At 56.0% G+C, this 21,823-nt stretch carries 18 protein-coding genes, 1 other RNA gene and 2 pseudogenes; 10 read left to right on the forward strand and 11 right to left on the reverse strand.

What is annotated here, in order from left to right:
* Window positions 1-7 precede the first annotated feature (7 nt).
* The 5 genes from rseB to EHO01S_RS09860 form a co-directional block, all read right to left on the reverse strand.
* Window positions 8-961 carry a sigma-E factor regulatory protein RseB gene (gene rseB, locus EHO01S_RS09835; RefSeq protein WP_024523793.1) on the reverse strand — a complete coding sequence of 318 codons (954 nt, stop codon included), beginning with the start codon at window positions 959-961 and terminating at the stop codon, window positions 8-10.
* Window positions 961-1,599 (reverse strand): anti-sigma-E factor RseA, encoded by a 639-nt coding sequence (gene rseA / locus EHO01S_RS09840; protein ID WP_024523794.1) that lies wholly within the window; start codon window positions 1,597-1,599, stop codon window positions 961-963. Before rseA ends, rseB begins: the two co-directional genes overlap by 1 nt.
* 29 nt (window positions 1,600-1,628) lie before the next feature.
* Window positions 1,629-2,204 carry an RNA polymerase sigma factor RpoE gene (gene rpoE / locus EHO01S_RS09845; RefSeq protein ID WP_024523795.1) on the reverse strand — a complete coding sequence of 192 codons (576 nt, stop codon included), beginning with the start codon at window positions 2,202-2,204 and terminating at the stop codon, window positions 1,629-1,631.
* Between the two features lie 323 nt (window positions 2,205-2,527).
* Window positions 2,528-3,895 carry a branched-chain amino acid transport system II carrier protein gene (brnQ, locus tag EHO01S_RS09855; RefSeq protein WP_024523797.1) on the reverse strand — a complete coding sequence of 456 codons (1,368 nt, stop codon included), beginning with the start codon at window positions 3,893-3,895 and terminating at the stop codon, window positions 2,528-2,530.
* A 235-nt stretch (window positions 3,896-4,130) separates the two neighbouring features.
* Window positions 4,131-4,787 (reverse strand): tRNA1(Val) (adenine(37)-N6)-methyltransferase, encoded by a 657-nt coding sequence (locus tag EHO01S_RS09860; protein ID WP_232238283.1) that lies wholly within the window; start codon window positions 4,785-4,787, stop codon window positions 4,131-4,133.
* Window positions 4,788-5,078: 291 nt separating this feature from the next.
* On the opposite strand from EHO01S_RS09860, the gene srmB reads away from it, so the two are divergent.
* Window positions 5,079-6,425, forward strand: coding sequence for an ATP-dependent RNA helicase SrmB (gene srmB, locus EHO01S_RS09865; protein WP_024523799.1), 1,347 nt, complete (start codon window positions 5,079-5,081; stop codon window positions 6,423-6,425).
* A gap of 303 nt (window positions 6,426-6,728) precedes the next feature.
* Here the strand turns inward: srmB and grcA are convergent, their stop codons facing one another.
* Entirely contained in the window at window positions 6,729-7,112 is a 384-nt protein-coding gene (gene grcA / locus EHO01S_RS09870; RefSeq protein WP_024523800.1) for an autonomous glycyl radical cofactor GrcA, read from the reverse strand.
* Window positions 7,113-7,540: 428 nt separating this feature from the next.
* Between grcA and ung the strand changes: the two genes are divergently transcribed.
* Window positions 7,541-8,239: a uracil-DNA glycosylase gene (gene ung / locus EHO01S_RS09875; protein WP_024523801.1), complete on the forward strand. Its 699-nt coding sequence runs from the start codon at window positions 7,541-7,543 to the stop codon at window positions 8,237-8,239.
* 67 nt (window positions 8,240-8,306) lie between these two features.
* Here ung and grpE read toward each other — a convergent pair whose 3' ends face one another.
* On the reverse strand, window positions 8,307-8,885 hold the full coding sequence (gene grpE / locus EHO01S_RS09880; RefSeq protein ID WP_024523802.1) for a nucleotide exchange factor GrpE: 579 nt from the start codon (window positions 8,883-8,885) through the stop codon (window positions 8,307-8,309).
* A 125-nt stretch (window positions 8,886-9,010) separates the two neighbouring features.
* Here grpE and nadK point away from each other — a divergent pair, with 125 nt between their 5' ends.
* From nadK to bamE, 3 genes are all read left to right on the forward strand, one after another.
* Complete coding sequence (nadK, locus tag EHO01S_RS09885; protein WP_024523803.1) at window positions 9,011-9,889, forward strand: NAD(+) kinase; 879 nt, start codon at window positions 9,011-9,013, stop codon at window positions 9,887-9,889.
* Between the two features lie 122 nt (window positions 9,890-10,011).
* Window positions 10,012-11,673: a DNA repair protein RecN gene (gene recN / locus EHO01S_RS09890; RefSeq protein ID WP_024523804.1), complete on the forward strand. Its 1,662-nt coding sequence runs from the start codon at window positions 10,012-10,014 to the stop codon at window positions 11,671-11,673.
* 183 nt (window positions 11,674-11,856) lie between these two features.
* Complete coding sequence (bamE, locus tag EHO01S_RS09895; protein ID WP_024523805.1) at window positions 11,857-12,207, forward strand: outer membrane protein assembly factor BamE; 351 nt, start codon at window positions 11,857-11,859, stop codon at window positions 12,205-12,207.
* Between the two features lie 75 nt (window positions 12,208-12,282).
* Here bamE and EHO01S_RS09900 read toward each other — a convergent pair whose 3' ends face one another.
* Both EHO01S_RS09900 and EHO01S_RS09905 read right to left on the reverse strand, forming a co-directional pair.
* Entirely contained in the window at window positions 12,283-12,561 is a 279-nt protein-coding gene (locus EHO01S_RS09900) for an RnfH family protein (RefSeq protein WP_035370435.1), read from the reverse strand.
* 1 nt (window position 12,562) lies between these two features.
* A complete protein-coding gene (locus EHO01S_RS09905; RefSeq protein ID WP_024523807.1) occupies window positions 12,563-12,997 on the reverse strand; it encodes a type II toxin-antitoxin system RatA family toxin in 435 nt (144 codons plus the stop codon).
* 153 nt (window positions 12,998-13,150) lie between these two features.
* Between EHO01S_RS09905 and smpB the strand changes: the two genes are divergently transcribed.
* The 3 genes and pseudogenes from smpB to EHO01S_RS09915 form a co-directional block, all read left to right on the forward strand.
* Window positions 13,151-13,633: an SsrA-binding protein SmpB gene (gene smpB, locus EHO01S_RS09910; protein ID WP_024523808.1), complete on the forward strand. Its 483-nt coding sequence runs from the start codon at window positions 13,151-13,153 to the stop codon at window positions 13,631-13,633.
* A 48-nt stretch (window positions 13,634-13,681) separates the two neighbouring features.
* Window positions 13,682-14,045, forward strand: a transfer-messenger RNA (tmRNA) gene (ssrA, locus tag EHO01S_RS18295).
* A gap of 360 nt (window positions 14,046-14,405) precedes the next feature.
* A pseudogene (locus EHO01S_RS09915) lies at window positions 14,406-14,996 on the forward strand (type I restriction endonuclease); the annotation flags it as partial.
* A gap of 474 nt (window positions 14,997-15,470) precedes the next feature.
* Here EHO01S_RS09915 and EHO01S_RS09925 read toward each other — a convergent pair.
* Window positions 15,471-16,892: an NCS1 family nucleobase:cation symporter-1 gene (locus EHO01S_RS09925; protein WP_024523811.1), complete on the reverse strand. Its 1,422-nt coding sequence runs from the start codon at window positions 16,890-16,892 to the stop codon at window positions 15,471-15,473.
* A gap of 629 nt (window positions 16,893-17,521) precedes the next feature.
* A complete protein-coding gene (locus tag EHO01S_RS09930; protein ID WP_024523812.1) occupies window positions 17,522-18,835 on the reverse strand; it encodes an MFS transporter in 1,314 nt (437 codons plus the stop codon).
* Window positions 18,836-19,009: 174 nt separating this feature from the next.
* On the opposite strand from EHO01S_RS09930, the gene EHO01S_RS09935 reads away from it, so the two are divergent.
* Window positions 19,010-19,819, forward strand: a complete 810-nt coding sequence (locus EHO01S_RS09935; RefSeq protein WP_024523813.1) for an AraC family transcriptional regulator — start codon at window positions 19,010-19,012, stop codon at window positions 19,817-19,819.
* A 559-nt stretch (window positions 19,820-20,378) separates the two neighbouring features.
* Window positions 20,379-21,791 (forward strand): annotated as a pseudogene (gene tnaA / locus EHO01S_RS09940) (tryptophanase); the annotation flags it as partial.
* Between the last annotated feature and the right edge of the window lie 32 nt (window positions 21,792-21,823).

The following is a 21,823-nucleotide window of genomic DNA, read 5'->3' on the forward strand; positions in this document are numbered from 1 at the left end:
GTGCGCATCACCGCGTGAAGCGGACGGCACTAGCCACCCGCTTGGCCGTCATCGGCGGCAACTCACCGACGATGCTGATTTCGACGTTGTTACGCACCTCGGTATGGATGGTTCGCCGCCCCTGGCGCAGGTATTGGTTATCACTGCTACCGTCACGGGCAGGACTGACATTGACCGAGAAACTGAACAGACCATCACTATAGAGGCGAGATTCGACCGGCTCGGCCAACGAAGGCAAGGTCCGCCGGCTACGTGAGATCTCTTTGAAACCGTCCGGCAGCCAAGCGGCACGCCAGTTAAAGCTGACGCTGTCGTTCGGCGGCAGACGCAACAGCGGCGGCAGCGTCAGGCGCGAGAAGCTGCGCATCTCATCGGCGACCTGCTGGCCGATATCGAAGGCAATGACGCGGAACTGCTCCAGGGTTTCACCGTCACGATCCAACAGATCGACCCGCAGCGGCAGCTTGGAGTCCTCATCGATCCACACGATATAACTGAAGCGCATGCCATCGCGCGCCACCACGCGGATCACTTCGCAGGGGCGATCGGCCACTCGGGTGCGGCCCACGGAGATGAAGTTATAGTAAGGCGCGAGTTGTTTCACATCGGCGAAAATCACCGACGGCAAGGCGTCAACGATGTGATCGCCATTGAGGGTGAACGGCTCAAGACCGGGCTCGAAGTAGCTGACCTCATTGCCACGCAGCACCACCTCGCGACGCGGACCATCCATCTGCAACAGTTGCGCCAGCGGCTGCTGATTTTCCAACGCATGGCGATAGCGCAACGACTCTACGCCCTGCTTAGTGATATTGATGAAGGCCAGTTCATAATCGAGTGAACGGCTGGCCTGGTTCATCTGCTGCAACAGCAGCCCCGGCGCAGTATCCTGGGCCAGGGCTGAGGAGGAGATGAACAGGCTGCCGGTCAACAGAGTCAGGGCAAACCAAAATTGCTTCATTACTGCTGTTGGGTTCCTAATGACAGCGTACCGGGCACCTGAATCGATGCTTGTGCATTGTTATCCTCGGCCTGCAACTGCTCGGCGTGAAGACGACGCTGCAACTCGTAATCCTGTAAGATAGCATTAATGCGCTTACGCTGCTGCTGGATCTGCTGCTGGGCGTTATTGCCCTCGTTCGGCACACCGAAGCTAACCGGCGATGCCTGACCACCTAACGGCAGAGTGTTGAATACCGGCGACTCCGGCTCGGCTACCCCCTCCTGCGGTGCATTGTAGTGCTGCACCCCGAGCAAAACCGCCAACGAAACGCCGGCGGCGATACCCATCTGTGAGAGCTGACCGACCCACGGGCGCACTTTATGCCAGAAAGGCATGCGTTGCCATTGGGCGGGTTGGGGTTGAGATTCAGGGATTGCATTGGGAACCAGACGCACCGGCTCCGCGTCCAACGCGGCGGCGATGCGATCGGTGATATCGATCTGTACCGTCTCGCCTACGTCGCCACGCAGCGTGTCACGAACCAGGTGATAGCGCTGCCAAGTCTGCTGCAACTCGGGATCCTTGACCAGCGAAGCAATCAGCTCGCTATCCAGCAATTCGCCATCCATGAGAGCCGAAAGTTTTTCTTTCTGCATGCCTTATACCCTTTGCTGTGACCGCATGACTAACGCTGAATCAGCGGCTGAACTTTACTGTCGATCGCTTCCCTCGCCCGGAAAATGCGTGAACGCACTGTACCCACCGGACAATCCATGATGGCGGCTATCTCTTCATAGCTCAGTCCATCCAGCTCCCTGAGCGTGATTGCCATGCGTAAGTCCTCTGGCAATGACTCAATGGTGCGAAAAACGATCTGCCTTAGCTCATCTGACAACATTAAGTTCTCAGGGTTCGAAATTTCTTTCAGCGCACTGGCACCGTCAAAATTTTCCGCCTCACCAGCATCCACATCGCTGGACGGCGGGCGACGCCCCTGAGCAACCAAATAATTCTTCGCCGTATTGACGGCGATACGATAGAGCCAGGTATAAAACGCGCTATCACCGCGGAAGGAATCCAGCGCGCGATAGGCTTTGATGAACGACTCCTGCGCCACATCCGGCACATCGCCCGATGGAACGTAACGGGATACCAGACTCGCCACCTTATTCTGGTAGCGCGCTACCAGCAGGTTAAACGCCTTCTTGTCCCCCTTCTGGACGCGTTCGACCAATACCTGATCCGTTAACTGCTCGCTCATCCGAGGTAATGTCTCCCCAAAACTGTCTCCACGTATGAAATAGATCGCCAGTCGTCAAAAAACTTGAGCAAGCATTTAGTTAGAGTCCATACGCACCCAAAAGTTCCCCGCCCATTCTTTTTCCATGCAGGCAGTCTGGCCACAGCGTCTCGCCCCGAGGCTCCATAGCCAATACCGGCCATAGGCTAACACGATTTTTCTCATTCGGCTGCACTCTGACAGACGCATCGCCAAAAATCAGACTGTGGTGTGAATAACGAGCAGAAAAAAACCGGGCGTCCATCTGGACGCCCGGCCTAGCCATGAAGATTAGCGCGTAATTTTTACGCAGCCTGCGGCGCACCCGCATCACGCGCGCCCGGTAGCATCAACGCCACCAACAACGCGAGCGCAGAAGGCAGTACCCAAGCCATACCATCGGCAGCCAACGGCATCGTACGCATCTGCCAGGCCAGCAGCTCACCCAACCAGCCGCTCTCGGCACCGGCGGCACGGGCACCATCCATCAAGCTGCACAACAGCGCCACCAACATCACCAAGCGATACCCCAACACCGGATTACGCAACCAACGGCGAACGAAGGTCAACACCACCAAGGCGATCGCCAGCGGATAGAGTGCCATCAATACGGGTACCGACAGCGCGATCAGGCGACTCAGACCAACGTTGGCCACCACCGCACAGATGAGGCTCAACAGCACCACCCACTGGCGATAGCTCAAACGCGTCAACGTCGAGAAATAATCGGAGCAGGCGCTCACCAGGCCAACCGCAGTGGTCAAACAGGCCAACAGCACCACCAGTGACAAAATCCACTGTCCTGGTTGACCAAACAGCGCCTGAACATAGGCTGCCAGCACTACCCCGCCATTACTCGCCCCGGCGGCGATAGTGGACGAGGTAGCCCCCAACCAGAACAGGGAGACGTAAACAAAGGCCAGACCGATAGCGGCGATCACCCCGGCGATGCTCAGATAACGGAAGCAGGCACGCGGTGAGGTCACGCCCTTGCCACGCAGCACGTCGACCAGCAACATGCCGAACATCAACGCGGCAAAGGTGTCCATTGTGTTGTAACCACCGATAAAGCCTTTGCTAAACGCCATCGTCTGATAGGCTTCGACCGGGGCGGCGATCTCACCCTGCGGGCGGAACAGCACGCCCAAGGCCAACACCACCAACAACAGGAATAGCATCGGTGTCAACAGCTTACCAACGCTGTCGATCAGCTTACCACGGCTCCAAGCCAAGGCCAGCGTTACCAGGAAGAACAACGCCGTCACGCCCATCTGCACGCCATCCAACGGCACTCCCGCCAGTTGGAACGCGCTTTCGCCTTGGCTACCGAGCAGCGGTTTGATCGCCATCTCAAAGGCCACCAGACCGGTACGCGGTGCTGCAAAGGCTGGGCCAATAATGATAAACAGAAGCACCGCGGCGAAGGTGCCAGTGCCTCGCGGCAAGTCGCGGGTCATCGCCGGCAAGCCACCGCCGGCGCTGGCGACGGCGATGATGGAAACCAGCGGTAGGCCAACAGCGGTCAACAGGAAGCCGCTCATGGCGTACAGCACGTTCTCACCGGCCATCTGGCCTTCTAATGGGGGAAAAATGATATTGCCGGCACCCAGGAAGAAGGCAAAGGTCATCAACCCTAATCCTAATGTATCCGCCATAGATAAACGTTGTTGCATATTCTGCCCTCTTATCTCTTTTACCCGCCGCATACGCCGCAGAAACGCACGGGGGTACCGCATCGAAACGCTGTCTGTCCAAAGGTAAATTCAGGTGTCTTGCTATCCAGCAGAGGTGCGTCGGGGATCACGCCCTGAATCCCTGCACTATCCCACCCACCGGGTGAGATAGCAGGCAGGATCATCGCTGCCCTAAGGGGCATATTGGAATAACGTGCTAACTAAAGCAACAGCACTAGAAGAAAAGGTAAAAATCTTTCGTGAGCGAGCGAAAAATACAGGAGTATTCACTGGTATTATCACGTATAACCAGTGTATCTGACTGAAAGGGGCCCGGAGTACGCCCCAGCAACAGCAAAGCACGGCGTACCGGTTTCTCCGCCCGATCACGTACCGCCGTATGGCGTAGCAGATACCAACCACAAGCCTGACCATAGCGGATCACGGCTTCGGCGGCATCACTCGGCAGCACCAACGCCAGTCGCCCCTGCGCCGAACTCAAAGCCGCGGCCTGCTGCAATAGCGTCTGATGATCGAGAGAATCGGTATAGCGCGCCGTCGCGCGGGCGGCGGTGCGGCAGGCGACGCCGGGAGAAAAGTAAGGCGGATTACTGACGATCAGATCGTAACGCTGCCGACTGGCAGCCGCGAACGCTTGCAGGGAAAGCGGGTGCATCGTCAGCCGATGTGGCCAGGGAGAAGCCAGGAAATTCTCCGCCCCTTGCCCCGCCGCCAGTGGCTCGATCTCCACCCCATCGATCTGCGCCATGCTGCGCTGGGCCATCATCAGGGCTAAAACCCCACTGCCACTGCCAATATCCAAGATATGGCGCTCGTCGCCCGTCAGCGGTAACCAGGCTCCGAGTAAAATGCTGTCGGTACCCACTTTCATTTCACAGCGATCGTGGGCGACAAAGAAACGTTTCAGGGTAAATCCATTACGCGGCAGGGGTTGGTCGGCTGACGTCAGACACGGCACAGCAGGCTCCTTGGAACGAGTTCGATCACCGGCATACCATACCTGCCCGGCTATAAAAAGGAAATGACCGCAACCCTAGCCTACACGGGCTGCGAACGGGGTATTCGCCTAACGGCCAATGACGATGCGCACGCGCCGCGTGCTTTAATGGGTGAAGATCGCCGCCAACCCGTCTATAATCTGCGCCCCAAGCAGAGGTAGACCATGACAGCAACCAATTTTTCCGAACTCGAACTCGACGAGCGCCTGCTCGACGCCCTGCGCGATAAAGGCTATGAGCGCCCTACCGCCATCCAGATCGCCGCCATCCCACCCGCCATGGACGGGAGGGACGTTTTGGGTTCTGCGCCGACGGGGACCGGCAAGACCGCCGCCTTCCTGCTGCCCGCATTACAGCACCTGCTCGACTTCCCACGTAAGAAATCCGGCCCGCCGCGTATCCTGATCTTAACGCCGACGCGCGAACTGGCCATGCAGGTGGCCGATCAGGCCCGGGAGCTCGCGCGTCATACCACGCTGGACATCACCACCATCACCGGTGGCGTCTCTTACATTAACCATGCCGAGATTTTTAGCACCAACCAAGATCTGGTGGTCGCCACCCCCGGCCGTCTGCTGCAATATATTAAAGAAGAGAACTTCGATTGCCGCTCGGTAGAGACCCTGATCCTGGATGAGGCCGATCGCATGCTCGACATGGGCTTCGCCAGCGACATCGAGACCGTCGCCGCCGAGACCCGTTGGCGCAAACAGACTCTGCTGTTCTCCGCCACTCTCGAGTCGGACGCGGTGCACGACTTCGCCGACCGTCTGCTCGACGATCCGGTCGACGTTAGCGCCGAACCGCCGCGCCGCGAGCGCAAGAAGATCCAACAGTGGTACTACCGTGCCGATAGCCTGAAGCATAAGACCGCTCTGCTGTGCCATCTGCTGCGCCAGCCAGACGTTACCAAGTCGGTGATCTTCGTACGCAAACGCGAGCGGGTCCATGAGCTGGTCACTTGGCTGCATCAAGCCGGCATTCAAGCCTGTTTCCTGGAGGGGGAGTTGGTACAGGCCAAGCGTAACGAAGCCATCAAACGCATGGTAGACGGGCGCGTCAAGGTGCTGGTCGCTACCGATGTAGCCGCGCGCGGCCTGGACATTCCTGACATCAGCCACGTGTTCAACTTCGATATGCCGCGCAGCGCCGATGTCTATCTGCACCGCATCGGCCGTACCGCGCGCGCCGGACGCAAGGGTACAGCCATCTCCCTGATCGAGGCGCACGACCAGTTGCTGCTCGGCAAGGTGAGCCGCTACCTACAAGAGCCGCTGAAATCGCGTGTCGTCGATGAGTTACGCCCCGAGACTAAGGCGCCTAGCCTGAAGAACAAGGGCAAGCCGTCGAAAAAAGTACAGGCCAAGCGCGCCCAGAAAAAGCTCGATGAGCAGAAGAAAAAGGGCAAGACCAAAGTACGCCATCGCGACAGTAAGAATGTGGGTAAGCGCCGTCAACCCAGTGCTAACCACCGGCCGGCGACAGACGGCGGCGAGCCGCGCGGCGAATAATCGCCCCCTCCCCGGCGCCCCAAGCGCGTGTCTAATGAAACAAGGAGCCCTTCGGCTCCTTGTTTCATCTCACGGCTCACCGTGGCTCACGCCGCCGTCAGCGAGCGCGGACACGGATAACACCGCTGGGGAAAACGTCGATGCAACGCCTCCCCCAGATGATCACCGGCGCCCTCTGGCGCAGCGACGCATACAATCAGCAACCAACGCCCGTTAGCGGGTTTGGCGATCGGAAAAAAAAATCGAGGAGCCCTTCGGCTCCTCGATTCGAGACGTCCCATCGCGCGGCTCACGCCGCCCCCCTTACAGGCTTTCGGTAAAGGTACGAGCGATAACGTCGCGCTGCTGTTCCGGAGTCAGCGAGTTGAAACGTACAGCATAACCGGATACACGGATAGTCAGCTGCGGATACTTCTCCGGATGCTTAACGGCATCTTCCAACGTTTCGCGACGCAGCACGTTCACGTTCAAGTGCTGACCACCTTCGACACGCACGGTCGGTGCAACGTCCAGTTCAACTTCACGGTATTCGAAGTTGCCCAGCTCGCTTTGCGCGACGATCTGATCGTCCGCGTAACCTGCCTTGGCACACAGGCAACGGGCTTCGCCCTTTTCCGTGTCCAACAGCCAGAATGAGTTCAGCAGATCGGCGTTGTCAGCTTTGGTGATCTGGATACCTTTAATCATGTGTTGCCTCCAATTGAGATAGAGCAAAAATCCACGAATTCGGTCATGGTTACGGCCAACCGCGGGCCATTTGGTAAAACCAATGTTGTCTTGATGTGTTATATACCAGTTAAAACAGTCGCATTCTTTGATCTAAATCAATTTTATTGGGTCTGTCATTTTTACCACTGAGGCAAATTTATGTTTTACATCAATTTAGAGAAAATTGCGCTCATTAAAAAAGAGTAAGGTTTTTCACCGGATTGACACGATACCGGCGCGCACGGATCAGAGAGAAGCGAGAAAGGGGGGCCGCGGCGGTTTCCCTGTTCGCAGCGACAAGGTAAGCTAACCCTAGCGCCGCGCCATGCCGCATGCTGGCAACCCATACGGCGGAAGAGCGTAGTAACAAATTGATAAGCTATGAATAAACGACAAAGGAAGCGCAGATGATCCCGTCACTCACCTGGCATGACGTAATCGGTGCCGAAAAAGAGCAACCCTATTTCCGCGACACCTTGGCCTTTGTCGCCGCCGAGCGGAAAAATGGTAAGACCATTTACCCACCGCAACAGGATGTGTTTAACGCTTTCCGTTTCACCGAGTTTAACCACGTCAAGGTAGTGATCCTCGGGCAAGACCCCTACCATGGCCCGAACCAGGCGCATGGCCTGTCGTTTTCGGTTCGCCCCGGTGTCGCGACGCCGCCCTCGTTGCAAAACATGTATAAAGAGCTCCAGAACGACATCCCTGGCTTCACTATCCCGCAGCACGGTTACCTGAAGAGCTGGGCGGATCAAGGGGTGTTGCTGCTCAACACCGTGCTGACCGTCGAGCGTGGTCAAGCACACTCCCACGCCCATCTCGGCTGGGAGCAATTTACCGACCGTGTCGTAGCGGCGCTGAATAGCCAACGCGAGGGCATCGTCTTCCTGTTGTGGGGGGCCCATGCGCAGAAAAAGGGGCGCATCATCGACAGCCAACGCCATCATATCCTGAAGGCACCACATCCCTCCCCGCTATCGGCTCATCGCGGCTTTCTCGGTTGCGGTCACTTCTCCGCCACCAACCGCCTACTCCAGGCACAGGGGCTGGCGCCTATCGATTGGCAACCGCAGTTGCCACAGGCAGACGAAGCGCAGGCATAAAAAAACCAGCCTAAGAGGCTGGTTAACTCATGCAGTGGCCCCGCGCACTGGGCGGGACCGGCGGGGCTTAGCCCTTGGAGACGGCAACCATGGCCGGGCGGATCAGACGGCCATTCAGCGTGTAGCCTTTCTGCATCACCATCATCACCTGATTCGGCGCATGCTCCTCCGACGGCAGCATGGTCATCGCTTGGTGGATTTCCGGGTTAAACGGTACGTTGACCTCGGCCACCTGCTCAACACCGAACTTACGCACCACGTCCAGCAGGGACTTCAGGGTCAGCTCCACGCCTTCGATCATCGATACCAGCTCACTATTGGACTTGTCGGCCACGTCTAACGCGCGCTCTAAGTTATCGATCACCGGCAGTAGTTCACTGGAGAACTTCTCCAGGGCGAACTTGTGCGCCTTCTCCACGTCCTGCTCGGCGCGGCGACGGATATTGTCCATCTCGGCGCGGGCGCGCAGCATGATGTCGCGTTCCTTATCACCCATGGCTTTCAGCTGAGCTTCCAGCTCGGCGATGCGGGCATCACGCGCATCCGGCTCAGCCTCGCAAGCCTGAGTCTCAGCCTGAAGCTCTGCATTGTCCACCTGTTCTGCGTTAGCCGGCTCTTGCGTCATGTTTTGTTGTTCACTGCTCATGGAATTCTCCGCGGTTTTTGGCATTTATCTCGCTACTTGGCTTATTATGGGGATGAAAGTTGGCGATTCAAGATAGCCAGGCATAATGGGCGTCATTCTGTCGTCTGCACCAGGAAAACCGGAACATGAACAAACGCTTTGAATCCATCGGGCTAGTCGGACATCCGCGCCACCCCGCCGCGCTGGCCACCCATGAGATGCTATTTCACTGGCTGGTGGGAAAAGGCTACTCGGTGATCGTGGAGCAGCAGATCGCCCGCGATTTAAAGCTACAGAATGCACAAACTGGCACCCTGGCCGACATCGGCCAGCAGGCCGATCTGGCGGTGGTGGTCGGTGGCGACGGCAACATGCTGGGGGCGGCGCGCATCCTGGCGCGCTACGACATCAACGTCATCGGCGTCAACCGCGGCAACCTGGGTTTCCTCACCGATCTCGATCCGGACAACGCCAAGCAACAACTTTCTAGTGTGCTGGAGGGGGAATACAACCACGAGCGCCGCTTCCTACTGGAAGTCCAAGTATGCCGCGAACAACAGATGCACCGGCGCAGCACCGCCATCAACGAGGTGGTTCTGCACCCCGGCAAAGTGGCACACATGATCGAGTTCGAGGTCTACATCAACGACACTTTCGCCTTTTCGCAACGCTCCGATGGGCTGATCATCTCCACCCCGACCGGCTCCACCGCTTACTCACTCTCCGCCGGCGGGCCGATCCTGGCTCCGACCCTGGATGCCATCGCCTTGGTGCCGATGTTCCCCCACACTCTCTCGGCACGCCCACTGGTGATCGATAGCGACAGTAAGATCCACCTACGCTTCTCCCACTTTAGCAGTGAGTTGGAGATCAGCTGCGACAGCCAGATCGCCCTGCCGATCCAGCACGGCGAAGAGGTGCTCATCCAACGCAGCCAATACCACCTCAACCTAATCCATCCTAAGAATTACAGCTACTTCAATACGCTGAGCAGCAAACTCGGCTGGTCGAAAAAGCTATTTTGACTCCATTGCCGCGCCACATCACGCGCGGCAAACAAAAATTTGCGTCGCTCACTTTACTGGATAAAAAACCAGTTTATACTGGTATTAAATACAGTAGTGTGATTCCGTACAGGGGAATAGCCATGCTGACGCAGCTCACCGTCTCCAACTTTGCCATCGTGCGTGAACTGGAAATCGACTTCCAGCGCGGGATGACCGCAATTACCGGGGAAACTGGCGCCGGTAAATCCATCGCCATCGACGCCCTCACCCTCTGCCTCGGCGGACGCAGCGAGGCCGCCATGGTGCGGATGAATATGCCCAGAGCCGACATTTGCGCCCGCTTCTCATTAGCGGATGCTCCCTCGGCACGAACCTGGTTAGAGGAGAATCAACTGGACGACAGCAACGAATGCCTGCTACGCCGAGTGATCAGCGCCGATGGCCGCTCACGTGGCTTTATCAACGGTACTGCGGTGCCCCTCTCCCAACTGCGCGATCTCGGCCAGTTGCTGATCCAGATCCACGGTCAGCACGCCCATCAGCTACTGCTCAAACCTGAACATCAACGCCATCTGTTGGACGCCTACGCTCAACAACATGCCTTACTGCAAGAGATGCGCGCGGCCTACCGCCAGTGGCACCATAGCGTACGGCTACTGGCTGACCACCGACGCCAGGTCAGCGAGCGTGAGGCGCGCCGCGAGCTGTTGCAATACCAGTTGAAAGAACTAAACGAATTTGCCCCACTACCCGGCGAATTCGAACAGATCGACGAGGAATACAAACGCCAGGCCAACAGCGGCCAATTGCTGAGCCTGAGCCAGCAGATCCTGGCGGCGCTCGCCGACGGCGAGGAGGGTAACGCCTTGAGCTTGTTACATAGCGCCCGCCACAGCCTGAACGAACTCGTCAGCTACGACGCACGCTTCACCCCGCTGCTGGAGATGCTGGAGGAAGCCGCCATCCAGATCGATGAGGCGAGTAACGAACTGCGCCACTATGGCGACGGCATCGAGATGGATCCCGCCCGCCTGCAACAGCTGGAGCAACGTCTGTCGCGCCAGATCGCCCTGGCGCGTAAGCATCAGGTGGCGCCGGAAACTTTGCCACACCTGCACCAACAGTTGCTGGACGAGCAGCAGGCGCTGGATCGTCAACAGGATGACGAGGCATTGCTGGAGGAGAACGTACGCCACTATCACCAGCAGGCCCTCAGCCTGGCGCAATCCCTGCACCAGCAACGCAACGCCTACGCTCAAGAACTGTGCAGTCAGATCAGCGCCCGCATGCAGGAGCTGTCGATGCCCCATGGCCGTTTCGCCATTGATGTCACTTTTACCCCGGATGCCCTAAGCGCCGAGGGAGCCGATCGCATCGAGTTTCGCGTCACCACCAACCCGGGCCAACCGCTGCAACCGCTGGGCAAGGTGGCTTCCGGCGGCGAACTGTCGCGCATCGCGTTGGCTATCCAGGTGATCACCGCGCAGAAGATGGATACCCCGGCGCTGATCTTCGATGAAGTCGACGTGGGGATCAGCGGCCCGACCGCCGCTATCGTCGGCCGTCTACTGCGCCAGCTCGGCGAGTCGACCCAGGTGATGTGCGTCACCCACCTACCTCAGGTGGCGGGCTGCGGGCATCAGCACTACTACGTCAGCAAGGAAACCGACGGCGCAGAGACGGAGACGCGCATGCAACCGTTGAACAAGAAAGCGCGCTTGCAAGAATTGGCGCGACTGCTGGGCGGCAGCGCGGTTACCCGCAACACCCTGGCTAACGCGCGCGAGCTACTGGCGGCCTAATCCGCGCCGGCAAAGGGAGCCCTCGTCGGCAAGGGGATGGCGTAGAATCAGGGAACCAACCCGCCGTGCCGTTGCCTACACTCCCGTCGGCGTGGTAATCTCGACGCCCAGAGAATCCTGCAGCGAGATGCAGGGTTGCGCCGCAGCTACCCTGGCTTCGTGTCCAAAAGGAATGAATGAACTATGCGTTGTAAAATGCTGACTGCCGCCGCCGTGGTTCTGGTAATGCTAACCGCCGGTTGTTCCACCGTGGAAAAAGTGGTGTATCGCCCCGACATCAACCAGGGCAACTATCTGACGGCAGCCGATGTTGCCAAAATCCACCGTGGCATGACGCAGCAGCAGGTCGCCTACACCCTGGGCACGCCGCTGTTGCAGGATCCGTTCGGCAGTAGCACCTGGTACTACGTCTTCCGCCAAGAGCCGAGCCATGAGGGCATTAGCCAACAGACCTTGACCCTGAGCTTCAACGGCAACGGTGTGTTGACCAACATCGACAACACCAAAAAACTACCGGATGCAGACAACGACTGATCGTTATCTGCACTGCTCTCGAGAAAGGCGCCGATGGCGCCTTTTTTACGCGCTAGTGGACGCGAACGCGCCGGATTACTTCTTGTTGGCGCGTTCGGCGCGCTGACGGCGCAGCTCGCGCGGATCGGCGATCAACGGACGGTAAATCTCCACCCGATCGCCGTCATGCAACGGATCGTTGAGCTTTACCGGGCGGCTAAAGATGCCTACCTTGTTCTTGTTCAGATCGATCTCGCTCCGCAGGTTCAACAACCCGGAACGCTCGATAGCCTGCTCGACACAACTGCCCTGCGGCAACGTCAAACGCTGTAAATACTGTTTTTCCGGCAGTGCGTACACCACCTCGATAGTCATCTCAGACACGGTAAACCTCTTTGGCCCGCAAGGTAAACGCCTGCACCATGCTGCCAGCCAACTCCTTAAACACCTTGCCGAAAGCCAGTTCGACCAACTTGTTGGTAAACTCAAATTCCAGATGCAATTCGACCTTACAGGCCTCCTCGCTCAACGGGGTAAAATGCCACTCCCCCATCAGGCGGCGGAAGGGCCCTTCCACCAGACGCATCTGGATGTTGCGATTGTCGGCCAGGGTATTGCAGGTAGTGAAGGTTTTACTGATGCCCGCCTTACAGACATCCACCGAGGCGGTCATGCTCTGCGGTGTACTCTCCAGAATGCGGCTACCGACGCAGCCCGGCAAGAAGTCCGGGTAGGCAGTCACATCATTGACCAACTGGTACATCTGCTGAGCGCTGAATGGCACCAGCGCGGAACGGCTAATCTGCGGCATATCGATTCCTGGACGACATAAACCCCAACATAATACCATTTATTGCTAGACAGAGAGAATTGGCTTACGCACACTGGATGCCGACCATAAATCTGCGGCCCGCCGCGGCGCAGGGTATTCAGACGCCGCGCGCAACAGTATAATGACGCTACTATGACCAAGAAAAAAGCACATAAACCGGGTTCGGCAACCATTGCCATGAACAAGCGCGCGCGCCACGAATACTTCATCGAAGATGAGTTCGAGGCCGGGCTGTCGCTGCAAGGCTGGGAGGTCAAATCCCTACGGGCCGGTAAGGCCAATATCAGCGAAAGTTATATCTTGCTGCAAAACGGCGAGGCATTCCTGTTCGGCGCCACGTTCACCCCACTGAGCGTCGCCTCCAGCCATGTGGTATGCGATCCGACGCGCACTCGCAAACTGCTGCTCAAAGAGCGCGAGCTGGCGAGCCTGTTCGGCAGCGCCAACCGCGACGGTTACACCATCGTTCCCCTGTCGTTGTACTGGAAGAACGCCTGGGCCAAGCTGAAGATCGGTGTGGCTAAGGGTAAGAAAGAACACGATAAACGCGATGACATCAAAGATCGCGAGTGGAAGCAGGACAAAGCAAGAATTATGAAACACGCCAACCGCTAAGGCTGGCACAACGGCGCTAAACTCTGGTATACTGCCGTTTACACACTTGGGCCTGATTCTGGATTCGACGGGATTTGCGAAACTCAAGGTGCATGCCGAGGGGCGGTTTGCCTCGTAAAAAGCCGCAAAAAAATAGTCGCAAACGACGAAAACTACGCACTCGCAGCTTAATAACCTGCGCAGAGCCCTCTCTCCCTAGCCTCCGCTCTTAGGACGGGGATCAAGAGAGGTCAAACCCAAAAGAGATCGCGTGGAGCTCCTGCCTGGGGGTGAAACGTTAAAACTAATCAGGCTAGTTTGTTAGTGGCGTGTCTGTCCGCAGCTGGCAAGCGAATGTAAAGACCAGACTAAGCATGTAGTACCGACAGCGTAGTAATTTCGGACGCGGGTTCAACTCCCGCCAGGTCCACCAAATTTGGAAAGTGAAAAGCCCGCCCGGCGCAAGTCTGGCGGGCTTTTTTGCGTCTGTCGTTTGTCTTCATCGGCAGAATCCGATGATTATTGGTATATGTTTAGGTATACGGCACGAGCGCGTCGATCGGTTTATCCCATATGCGCACGCGGTAATCACCGCGCCCTCACCCTCGCCAAAAATAAGAAAGTTTTCAGAAAGTCAGGCACGCCAACAGGCTTTCGCGCTTCGCAGCACTCCCCTGCATCGCTTATCCAAGCTCGGCGCGATTGATAACTTTTTGCGCCGATGATCAAGTAAATCATGTTGATTTTATGAGAGAATTTTCAATAACTGCCTCCTGAGGAGAGAAGCCTGCTTATGGCCGAGATCAACAAGAGCACACTCACGGAAAGTGACATCATCAGCAAATACCTGCTGCCCGCGATCAAAGCCGCAGGCTGGGACGACTTCACTCAGATTCGCCAAGAGGTGAAGCTGCGGGATGGGAAAGTGGTGGTACGCGGCCAGATGGCGGCGCGTAAGGCGGTTAAATCGGCCGATATCGTGCTCTATCACAAAATGGGCATACCGTTGGCGGTGATCGAGGCCAAGGCTAACAAATATCAGGTCAGCAAGGGAATGCAGCAGGGGCTTGACTATGCCCACCTGCTGGATGTGCCTTTCGTGTTTGCCAATAACGGCGATAGCTTCGTCTTTCATGACAAGACTAACCCCGCACAACTTGAATCCGAAATCGCGCTAAACGATTTTCCCAGCCCGGCTCAGCTCTGGGACAAGTTCTGCCATTGGAAAGGATATACCCCGGCGCAACTGCCCATCATCGGCCAAGATTACTATTCAGACGGTAGCGGCAAATCCCCCCGCTACTACCCGTTGCAGGCGATCAATAAGAGCATCGAGGCCATCTCTCAAGGTCAGCAGCGGGTTTTATTGGTCATGGCCACCGGCTAGAATTTACTATGCAAAGGTCGCTGGTGGAACAAGTAGTTCTATGAAGAACGTCTCTAGGAGCCAGATTCAAAATCTAGTTGTTGCACTTCCACCTAGATCTGAAGAACTAAAAATTATCGATAAAGTGAATGGACTGATGACTCTCTGCGACCAACTGAAATCCCGCCTGCAAACCAGTCAGCAGACCCAGCTTGCCTTGGCCGAGTCACTGGTGGAAGGGGCATTGGCTTAACTACCGCAAGGGCTTCCGCTGTGAAGCCCTTGCCTCTTTATATGCCGCCATTCACAGCAACCGCCGTTGCCAGCGAACGCCTGCAACTGCATCAGGATCGGTAAGCGGCTTTACCCGTTCAGCCTAGCGTTACCCTGCGCGCTTTACGTTTCGCATGCCTCCGGCAGACTCATGCTGCCATCAATGATCATCTCTCGACGTAAAGCGCGACATGGCACGCTCCCGGTGAGCGCTGACGATTACCGATTCGCCGCATTAGCGCTAATTTTACTCAATGCAAAGTAGACAAACGCGCCTAAGAATAGGCCAAAAACATACGATGAATCATACAGCCAAGCCAGAGCGTCTATATTTTTTGATAGCATTATCCCGCCCCAAACGCTCAGCAAGGCGATGACCGCATTTTTATTGACGCCCTGATACCTGCCGCTATCCACTTTGTAGAGATCCACCATGTCAATTTTGGTCTTATTCTCAATCCAGTAGGAGACCAGATAGATCCCGGTAATCGGCCCCAGTAGCGCACCCAACATACCAAGAACCACAAAAATAAGATTATCGGGGTCCGCCAACACCTTCCAAGGCATGCCAAAAACGGAAAGCAAGGCCACCAGCACCACCGCATATGAGTATTTAAATCCTGTTATCTTGCTTGATATTAATGTATTAAAGACATTCGAAGGTGGTATTAAGTTCGCCGGTACATTAGTAGTAAGCGTAGCCAGTAAAATAAATGCTGAAGTGATGATAACCAAGGAGGGGCTTTCAAATCTTGATATTAAAACAACCGGGTCCCAAATTATTTCGTTAAAGGCAATGGAAGAGCCGGCAGTCATGGCTACGCCGACAAACACGATATAAGCGGTAGCTAACGGTGCAAAAATTATTTGTCCTAAGAACTGAGAGCGTTGATCTTTAGCATTCTTGGTAAAGTCTGACATATTAAGAGCGATGGTGCTGTCAAAAGCAATAAATGATGATAGCGCGGGAAAGAAGATAAGCCAAAAGTTTTCTAGATCCTCCTTCCCAGAGACGGCCGGTTGAGATAAAAGCGCACTCACACTCCAACCTGACACCGATAGCGCCCAAAGAATAACCAGCAAAGAAAGAAAAATCAAAATCATTGCTGACTTATCAGCCAGCCATTTAACCCCGGCGTTTTCATTAAACGCCACGATAATATTGAGCAGTACAAATAAAAAGAAAGACAGAAACGCTGAAATAAAGCCTAGCGAGGAATACGCAGGGAAAAAGATAGAAATAATGTTAGTGATAGCTTGACCGCCAATCCACGCCGTCACACCAAACCAAAAACAGCCCAAAACAGCCCTAACGAATGTAGGGATGATACTTCCTTTTATGCCAAATACTGCCCGGGATAACAGAGGGAAATTAATACCATACTTAGCCCCCGGATACCCAAGCAAAACAGCGGGGATCATCACGATTGTATGCCCCAATACCACGGTAAACAGCGCCTGCGACCATGACATACCGACCTGTATAATCCCCGTTCCCAGCATCAATGCTGGAATTGATACCATTATCCCTATCCACAGCGAGGCAAAACTCCCGATGCCCCATGTTCGCTTAACAACGGGCTTGGTGTATTCATTATAAATATTTTTACATCCTAATAACTCCGAAGGAAGGCTTGCCATGATTCCACTCTTCACCATTATTTATAGTGTGTTCTATATCAGGAAAGCCATTACATCCAATTACTGTGCCAAATATTATCTATCTGTAAATAACATTGTGTTATAGTTGATGCGTGTGATAGTCATCTCAAATATAAATGACGCGTATGTAATAAGACTTAGCATAAAGATAAATAGTCCTCGTCATTGGGCCTAATGCCCCCAGCCCCTTCTCAATATGAGAATCATATGAAAATCAATATGATAAAATGCAAACATATTGATAACGAAATACTCTTCCCGAATAAGCGCCACACCGGCCGCCCACGCTGTCGGCTGATGGGGATGCATCAGTAAATTAGAAATAAAATCAATATGATAACAACAATCCTCTGCTATGGGCATGGCGGTATAGGTTCAATTTTTGCCAAGTTAAAGGCCCTGGCCGTGCCGACCATCGCGGGGGGAATAAGGAGAGGTTCAGAAGCACTAACGCGTGCCATGGCAATACTGTCCTAACCACGCGCGGCACCCTAGCTCGCCCACTCGCTGACGCTTAGCGCGAGAGGCGCGCAAGACGGAGCCCGCCGCCGCGCTGCGCTCACCACGCCCCGGCTATAACTACGCGACATGGCGGCCAAGAGCCGCGCTCATGTGTCAGGATCGCCCAGGCGCCAAGCAGAATAAGCGGCACCCAGCATCGCGAGCAGAGTTATCCCTATAAAGCCAAGATAACCGTGCGCGACACGCACCTGCGCCGAAAGTAATGCCGTACTGAACAAGCTCCCTAGGACACCCCCTATCAACTGCACCATACGGATCAACATGCTGGTGTCATTGAGCCAAATACGCGGCGTCAGCCGATAAGGCGCGCTAAGCAAAACCAGCAACGCCAAGCCGATACCGCCCCCCCGTACCAAGAATCCCAGCGCCTGCCATCCCAACGTGCCGGGCATGATCAATACCAGGCTCACAAGTGATAAGGCTAATCCCAACGCCATCACGCCAAAGTCGCTCCACTGGGCGAGCCGTGGGTAGAAGAGCCAACGGCTAATGCCGCTTCCTATCCCCTGGAGCGCTAACATCGCCCCCAGATACCACACGGGAAACGCCCCTTGCGACACCGCGGCCAAAGGGTAATAAACGAGAAAACCATAAAAAACCAACGAAGTGATCAATCCTAACCCCATCTGGGCCGCATAATGCGCATGACGAAACAACGTCAGCGTGAGCAGGGACTCCGCCATGGTCTGGTTGAGCCAAGTCGCCAGCGCAAACAGTAGCAAGGCGGCGACAGTGAAATAGAGCCCCCAGAGGAGAGAGAGCATCAGGCAGAAAAAAGCGAGGAAGAACAGAAGGAAAACAAGCCGATTAAAGCGCACTGCCGCTGACCGCACGTTTTCGCATACCGTCGGCCCGCTTAGCCATAACGCCGCGACGACCAGGGGAAGATTGAGCCAGAAGGCGAAACGCCAACTCCCACTCGCGCTCAATAATGCGCCCAACAACGGCCCGATCGCCGGGGCGAAAACCGCCAATACACTGATGCGCCCCATCATCGTTTTCACCTGATCCGCCGCCACGCTCACCACAATCAACGTCGGTACCTGCACCATCATAACCCCGGCGACGACGCCCAATAACGTGCGGCTCAGCAGCATCAGGTCGAAACGGGAGGCCAGTGCTACCAGTAGGGACGCGACGGCAAATACCGTGAGCGAGGCGCGCCACACGCAGCGGTATCCCCAACGCGCCGTCAGGTAGCCGGAAAGCAGCACGCCGGCCGCACTGGCGATGAGGTAAAGTGTAACCAGCCACGGCATGGCCACCAGATCCCCCTGTAGACTCTGCGCGATGTCGGGCAAGATCACATTGATAAGGCTGCTATCGAGCAAGGGTAAGATGGCGGCGATGATCATCGCCGCCTGCCATCGGCCGCTTATCTGCGTGGCTATCTGTGCCATCTTCTCCATCCTCACACGGGATAAACCGGGAGCGCCTGTCTGCATCGGGCTAACGATATGCCGAGCACGCTCGGCGCAGGAGAGAATATAGACAATGCCGTGCGTGGCCTGCTAACCTGCTCGGGTCAATCGCTATCCCATTGAGGCCATCTGTCTCCAGGAATCGCCCTGATCATGGAGCATCCGTTGCTCGCGCCGCACATCGCCGCCTCGCACCAAGGGGCCGTCATCATCGCCCGAGTCATCGAGCCGACGGGAAGGATAGCGCAAAAACATTCACACAATCGTGGTCAGGTAGTTTGTGCATTCAATGGAGTTATGGTTATCCAACTCGCGCAGGGCGCATGGCTGCTGCCGCCGCGCTATCTCTTGTGGCTCCCACCACATCAGCCGCACCGCCTGCAAAGTCTGACTCATACCGTACCGGGGATCGCCCTCTATATCCGTCGACACGCCTGCCTGCGCTTGCCGCAGCAGCCCTGCATCTTGCCGCTCTCCTCGCTATTACAAGCGGCGCTCCAACGCGTCCTGACATGGGACGAGCAACGGCTCGACGCACAGCAACAACGCCTGGCGGCGGTGATCCTCGACGAGATCGTGACGCTCCCCCCCACACGTCTGGCCCTGGCCTACCCTAGCGATCCCCGTCTGCAACGTATCGCCTGCGCCCTGACACAGACAGCGGCAGATCCCCGCAGCGCCGAGGCGTGGGCCCATGTGGTCGGCCTCTCCCGCCGCACGCTGAGCCGCCGCTTCGTGCAGGAGACCGGGATGCACTTTACCGCCTGGCGGCAGCGACTGCGCCTCTTACAGGCCTTGCCGCTGTTAGCCCACGGCGACGCTGTCACCGCCGTTGCGCTCCAACTCGGCTACACCAATATCAGCGCCTTTATCACCCTGTTTCGCCGACAGTTCGGCATCACCCCAGGGCAATATCGGCAACAATGTGAAGGAGCTCTCTCCCCCACGTCTTCCCGTCGCTAATAGAATAGGAATCGTGTTTACCAAGATAAACATGGCGTTATATATGCGCTGCCCGGCCAAGGCGCCGCTAACGGCATCCTCAAGCTTTTTCGCATGACAATGATCACCCGTGACATTCTCTCACCAGACTAACGCTAACAATAACACCTGACTTTATCTGATAAATTATTCAGTTAAATTATGGCGCGTGAATTTCATCACAATTGACCAATATGATCATAGACAAACAAATTACCCGCGAGCATTTTATGCTAACAAAAGTCACTACGGATATTTGCATATCATGAAAAAGCCATGTGAAACATACATTCCTAGCAAGTGGTTTAATCTCGATACCATCCTGGTCGAATTCTTTTCCTAATATCTCATCCGCGACACTTACACCTTTGACAAACTCGCATAGGATAACGTATTGCGGGATTTGCTCTATTAGATATGCGCTCTACGATATAACTATTTCGTTATATCCACGCGCGTTCGCCCTATATTTTATTTATCTACAGCGTTCTTTACCGCCGGTAAAGAACTCCCTACCTGTATAGCTAAAAGGGTAAGCACCATGGATAACTTTACACATTTACCAGAACCATTCCGTATTCGTGTTATTGAGCCAGTGAAAAGAACCACGCGTGAACATCGCGAGCTGGCGATCGTCAAATCGGGGATGAACCCTTTCCTGCTGGATAGCGAAGACGTATTTATCGATCTGCTCACCGACAGCGGCACCGGCGCCGTCACGCAGAGTATGCAGGCCGCCATGATGCGTGGTGACGAGGCCTATAGCGGTAGCCGTAGCTACTACGCGCTGGCCGATGCTGTTAAGCGGATCTTTGGCTACCAATACACCATCCCCACCCATCAGGGACGCGGCGCCGAACAGATTTACATCCCGGTATTGATCAGGAAGCGTGAACAAGAGAAGGGGTTGGATAGAAACAAGATGGTGGCCTTCTCCAACTACTTCTTCGACACCACCCAGGGTCATAGCCAGATCAACGGCTGTACCATCCGTAACGTCTACATCGAAGAGGCCTTCGATACCGCGGCACGCCATGACTTTAAAGGCAACTTCGACATCGACAAGCTGGAGCAAGGTATCCGTGAGGTCGGGGCCAACAATGTGCCCTATATCGTGGCGACCATCACCTGTAACTCGGCGGGGGGCCAACCGGTCTCCATCGCGAACTTGAAGGCGATGTATGCCGTCGCCCAGAAGTACGATATCCCGGTGGTGATGGACTCGGCCCGTTTTGCCGAAAACGCCTACTTCATCCAGCAACGCGAGGCGGAATATCGCGACTGGAGCATCGAGGCGATCACTCGCGAAACCTACAAGTTCGCCGATATGCTGGCCATGTCGGCGAAGAAAGATGCCATGGTACCGATGGGCGGTCTGTTGTGCTTTAAGGATGAGCACTTCTTCGACGTCTACACCGAATGCCGCACGCTGTGCGTGGTGCAAGAGGGCTTCCCGACCTATGGTGGCCTGGAAGGCGGCGCCATGGAGCGTCTAGCCGTCGGGTTGCACGATGGCATGAACCCGGATTGGCTGGCCTACCGCATCGCCCAGGTGCAATACCTGGTCGATGGGCTGGAGGCGATCGGCATCACCTGCCAGCAGGCCGGGGGACATGCCGCCTTCGTCGATGCCGGTAAGCTGTTGCCGCATATTCCCGCCGAACAGTTCCCGGCCCAGGCACTGGCCTGCGAACTGTATAAAGTGGCCGGGATCCGCGCCGTCGAAATCGGCTCCTTCTTACTCGGCCGCGATCCTAAGACCGGTAAACAACTGCCCTGCCCCGCCGAATTGCTGCGTCTGACCATTCCGCGCGCGACCTATACCCAGACGCATATGGACTTTATTATCGAGGCATTCCAACAGATCAAACAGAACGCCAAGAATATTAAGGGACTAGAGTTTATTTACGAGCCGAAGGTACTCCGTCACTTTACCGCCAAGTTAACAGAGGTCTACCCCCTAAAAATAGGAGCCTGCGCGCTCGG

This window comes from Edwardsiella hoshinae NBRC 105699 = ATCC 33379 (assembly GCF_000474215.1).
Lineage (GTDB): Bacteria > Pseudomonadota > Gammaproteobacteria > Enterobacterales > Enterobacteriaceae > Edwardsiella > Edwardsiella hoshinae.